Genomic DNA, 4,878 nt, shown 5'->3' with positions numbered 1-4,878 from the left:
ATTTGGAGTTCAGATTTTTTTGGACAAGTCGGGACGAGGGACGCGGAAGGAATGATCCCGTTTACCGTCAATTCCCATGTCGTCACGCTCAATCATGTGACACGACACACACTGCGCTCCTTCGGTCCCAGGTTCATGAAAATGATGGGATCGATCATCGTAGAGTTTCGCAATCAATGTTGGAAAACCTGAATTGCCGATTTGAGAATGGCATTGCGTGCAGACCGAATTTTCCTTGGCCTGAAGCCTCGAGCCATGCGGATCTTGGCAGTTCGAACAGCGTACTCCTATGTCGTGCATCTTTGATAGCAGAAACGATCCATAAACATAAACTTCTTCGAGTATCTGACCGTCGGGGTGATAGAGCCCATCGCGCAAGAGGGCTAGTCTGTAGCTGTCGTGAAAAGGTGTTCCTGTTACTGGACTGAAGTCCTGGAATGATTCCCGGCGTGAATGTCGCGCTGCACATTGTTCAATTGCGATTTGGGGGTCTGAACCGGAAATGCCAATGGTAAATCCCTTGTCGTAGTGGCCGGAAAATGTACTTTTCATCTTCTGACCTGGCTTCCGCGTCCAACTTAGGTGGTTTTCACCGGGACCGTGGCACGCCTCACAGCCGACATTAATTTCGGCCTGAGTGCTGTTGTATCTGCGGTCGCTTAAACTGTAGTTTTCCTTAATACCGGCCGAGTGACACTCAGCGCAGCGCGCGTTCCAGTTTTTATACGGACTGCTCCAATGGCACCCATCTTCAGGTTTCAATTTCTGGGCCGGGTAAGGGTGGTACCAAGTCTTCTTTTCCTGATCCCAAACAACATCGAAAGACTGTAGCCGGCCCTGTTCGGTTTCAATCAGGTATTGTTGAAGGGGTGAAAAGCCAGCGACACCTGCAACCTTGAACGTCATCGGGGCGTCGATGAAATCCGAGGTCTCAATAAAAAAGTCGTCTTCGTTGCTATAAAATCTGCTTGTTTTCCCTTTGTGAGCAAATTCGGCATTATCGAAATCTCTGTCGACGGTGTCCTCACTCGGTAGCTTCCAAGCATTTGCATGGTGTGGTTTTTTCCAGGCGGATGTTTCGCGTTCGTGGCATGAAGAACATGCCATTGATCCAACATATCCAGGTTGTTTATCAGATTGACTGTTTGCAGTAGTACCGCCAGATCCAATAAGCAGAACAAATAAGCCGATACGAAGCAGTGTATTCATGCAAATTCGTCCTGGACAGATTGTCGAGTTTGCTGATTTGCGAACGCGCGAAGTCGCAAATGTTCAACACCGTTCTGGGTTGAAAGTGCATTTATCCGCTACGTTATTTCCGGATGTGTCAAGACTTGCTTGCTGAAATCATTCGATCTGCAAGACGCATCAAAAACCTTGCAGCACTGTTATGATTTCCCAATTGTGGTCTCTTGGAAATGGGCTACAACATCTTTCTATGTTTTCGAGGGGCCTGACCAAACTCTAGGCGATATGCTCTGGTCATCGCACTTGCATTTAGGTAGCCACACCTTTCTGCAATCTCAGCAATGCTCAAGGTGGTCATTTCGACGAGACGGCGCGCTTCGCGCAGCCTGATGGATCTGTACACCGAGAACGGAGACAGTTTCATCTCGTTTTGGAAGTATTCTTCAAGAGATCTGTGATTGACTTGAAGCCTAGCGGCAAGTTCTGGAATTGAAATCGGCTTTTCAATCGTTCGGCGCATCAATGCGGTTGCACTGCGCACCAGCGCATCAGACGACAAACGTTGGAACGGGTCATGCATTTCAAGCTTGTCACCGTGCATGAACAAAGCAGCAATTTCCAGCGCAAACATTGAACTGTGATGGTACTTGATTAGCTCAAGCATCAGTTCAAACGCCGTGGAAGCTCCGCCACAAGTTGCAATATCTTTCTCCAGTACAAACCGGTCTTCAACAGCATCAACATCCGGATACATTTCCTGAAAACGCGTGAACTCGTCCCAATGGATGGTCGCCTTTCTTCCTTCAAGCAATCCGGCCTTCGCGAAAAGCCACGCTCCAGTATCCATTCCAACGAGTGTTTCAAACCGGTTCTGCGCGCTGCGAAGAATGCCACTCATTCGAGGAGTCGCAAATTCGGTAAATCCATAGCTCGGCATTACGAAGAGATACTCACCAGACGGCTGAGCGTCGACCCATGAATGTGTTTCTACAGGTAGCCCGCTTGAAGATGTCACGGTACCGCCCTCCATGCTGAGATGGTGCCAGACGTACAGTTTTTTGCTGGCAATCGTGTTTGCTGCCCGAAACGGTTCAATCGCATTTGCGAGGCAATGGTTTGAGAAATTTGCAAACAGCAGTACGCAGATTGTTCTTGTTGAAGAGGAGTTTTTCGAAAACTGCATGATTGACTACCAAAATTGCATAGTGGCCATTCCCAATTTGTCTCACTCTTAGCGAGTACAGGCAAGAGGAGGTGATTGATGCAATTTGGGCTGAGCGAAGAGCAAGAGATGATTGTCTCAACGGTCCGTTCGTTCGTTGAAAACGAGATCTACCCTCATGAGGACATAGTTGAAAAAAACAATCAGGTCCCTTTGGAGCTTGGTGAGGAGCTCAAGCGAAAATGCATCGATCTTGGGTTTTATGCCTGCAACTTTCCACAAGAGGTCGGAGGCGCTGGACTAAGTCACTTAGACTTCACGCTGGTAGAACGGGAGCTAGGCCGCGGTTCGATGGCGTTGACGCACTTTTTCGGGCGTCCGCAGAACATACTGATGGCATGCAGAGGGGAGCAACAAGAACGCTATTTGCTACCGACTGTTCGTGGAGAGAAAATGGATGCGCTCGCGATCACAGAACCGGACGCTGGATCGGATGTCCGCGGCATGAAATGCCAGGCTGTTCGCAAAGGTGGAGATTGGATTCTTTCCGGTTCCAAGCATTTTATTTCCGGCGCAGAACATGCTGATTTTTTCATCGTGTTTGCTGCTACAGGCGTGGATGATACTCCCAAGGGACCAAAGAAACGCATTACCTGTTTTTTGGTGGACCGTGGCACTCCTGGTTTTGAAGTACGAGATGGCTATAACTCGGTTAGCCACAGAGGATACAAAAACTACATTCTCTATTTCGACAATTGCCGATTGCCTACATCCCAGGTCCTGGGGGATGTCGACTCGGGATTTGATGTCATGAACGACTGGCTTTACGCAACGCGGCTCACGGTAGCAGCGATGAGTGTAGGACGTGCTCGCCGCTGTTTCGAACACGCCGTAAACTACTCCGTCGAACGCAAGCAATTCGGTCAGCCTATTGCAAAATTCCAAGGCGTCGGTTTCCAGATAGCCGATATGATCACAGAAATTGATGCTGCGGACTGGTTGACGCTGGCAGGTGCCTGGCGATTGGATCAGAGGTTTCCAGCCAACAGAGAAATCGCAAGTGCCAAACTCTTCGCAACTGAAATGCTTGCAAAAGTCACAGACGCGACTTTGCAAATTCACGGCGGAATGGGGCTCATGGATGATTTTCCAATAGAGCGCTTTTGGCGCGATGCCAGGGTGGAAAGAATTTGGGACGGGACCAGCGAAATTCAGCGACACATCATCAGCCGGGATATCTTTCGGCCGCTCGGTGCATAACAGATGCGGTCGCTAGAACGTTTACTCCGCCCTAAGACAATTGCAGTTGTCGGTGGCGGTTCATGGTGCCGGAGTGTATTGCGTGAATGCCGAAAAGGTGGCTTTTGTGGCGCAATTTGGGTGGTGCATCCAAAATACGACGAGATTGATGGCTGTTCTGCCGTCCCATCGGTTGCGGAACTCCCGCTTGTCCCAGATGCTGTGTTTGTTGGTGTGAACCGGATTTCAACGGTTGAAATCGTTCGCGAACTCTCGGTAATGGGAGCAGGAGGTGCCGTCTGTTTTGCTTCCGGTTTCAAAGAAGCATCGCAGGAACTGGAAGACGGAGCCGGATTACAGCAGGCTTTGACAACTGCTGCCGGGGATATGCCGATCCTCGGACCCAATTGCTATGGATTCATCAATGCATTGGATGGCGCGGCACTTTGGCCTGATTACCACGGACTTAGATGGGTTCCGCGAGGCGTCGCGATCGTGTCGCAGTCGTCAAATATCGCCTTGAACCTTTCGATGCAGGCACGAGGTCTTCCGATTGCGTATTTGCTGACTGTGGGCAATCAAGCGCAAACAGGATTGTCGAACATCTGTCAGGCCTTGCTGGACGATGACCGTGTGACAGCCATCGGGTTGCATATCGAGGGTATTGACGACCTCGCTTCATTTGAGCGATTTGCCTCAAGAGCCCAGGAACTGGGTAAGCCACTGATTGCATTGAAGGTCGGCAAGTCCAGGCAGGCTCGCGACGCTGCGATTTCCCACACTGCCTCGCTGGCTGGAAGTATGGCAGGTGCCAATGCACTCCTCAGACGATTGCATATTGCACAAGTTGAGAGCCTGCCGGTTCTTCTGGAAGCGCTCAAACTGGCACATGTTGCCGGAATTCTTCCAAATTCAAATATTGCGTCCATGTCCTGTTCCGGGGGTGAAGCTAGTCTCATTGCAGACACTGCCTTTGAAAGGGGAATTCTTTTTCCCGATCTAACCGAGAGACAGATCGCTAACCTGCGCAGTGTTCTGGGGGCAAAAGTAGCACTTGCCAATCCACTGGATTATCACACCTATATCTGGGGTGATGTTGAAGCAATGAGCCGCACATTTGCGGCTATGCTAACTGAGGAAATTTCACTCGGAATTGTTGTCCTGGACTTTCCGCGCTCGGATCGATGCGAGCCTTCGGAATGGTTGAAAGTCATAGATGCGATCGAAGTGGCTATGATTTCCTCCGGAAGGCCGATGGCGGTTCTTAGTTCCTTGTCAGAGACACTTCC

Annotated in this window: 4 protein-coding genes; 2 read left to right on the top strand and 2 right to left on the bottom strand. The window is 50.1% G+C overall.

Annotated features, from left to right (window positions below; all coding sequences use genetic code 11):
• Nucleotides 1-9: 9 nt before the first annotated feature.
• Both K5905_RS27515 and K5905_RS27510 read right to left on the bottom strand, forming a co-directional pair.
• On the bottom strand, nucleotides 10-1,209 hold the full coding sequence (locus tag K5905_RS27515) for a multiheme c-type cytochrome (RefSeq protein WP_297590292.1): 1,200 nt from the start codon (nucleotides 1,207-1,209) through the stop codon (nucleotides 10-12).
• Nucleotides 1,210-1,423: 214 nt separating this feature from the next.
• Nucleotides 1,424-2,371 (bottom strand): GlxA family transcriptional regulator, encoded by a 948-nt coding sequence (locus K5905_RS27510; RefSeq protein ID WP_297590290.1) that lies wholly within the window; start codon nucleotides 2,369-2,371, stop codon nucleotides 1,424-1,426.
• 78 nt (nucleotides 2,372-2,449) lie between these two features.
• On the opposite strand from K5905_RS27510, the gene K5905_RS27505 reads away from it, so the two are divergent.
• Both K5905_RS27505 and K5905_RS27500 read left to right on the top strand, forming a co-directional pair.
• Complete coding sequence (locus K5905_RS27505) at nucleotides 2,450-3,610, top strand: acyl-CoA dehydrogenase family protein (RefSeq protein WP_297590287.1); 1,161 nt, start codon at nucleotides 2,450-2,452, stop codon at nucleotides 3,608-3,610.
• 3 nt (nucleotides 3,611-3,613) lie between these two features.
• On the top strand, nucleotides 3,614-4,878 hold a 1,265-nt coding region (locus K5905_RS27500; protein WP_297590284.1), incomplete at its 3' end, for a CoA-binding protein.

The organism is Roseibium sp., assembly GCF_025698965.1.
In the GTDB taxonomy this organism is placed as follows: domain Bacteria; phylum Pseudomonadota; class Alphaproteobacteria; order Rhizobiales; family Stappiaceae; genus Roseibium.
Note: the sequence above shows the minus strand (reverse complement) of the source record. Positions and strands in the feature narration are given on the sequence as shown.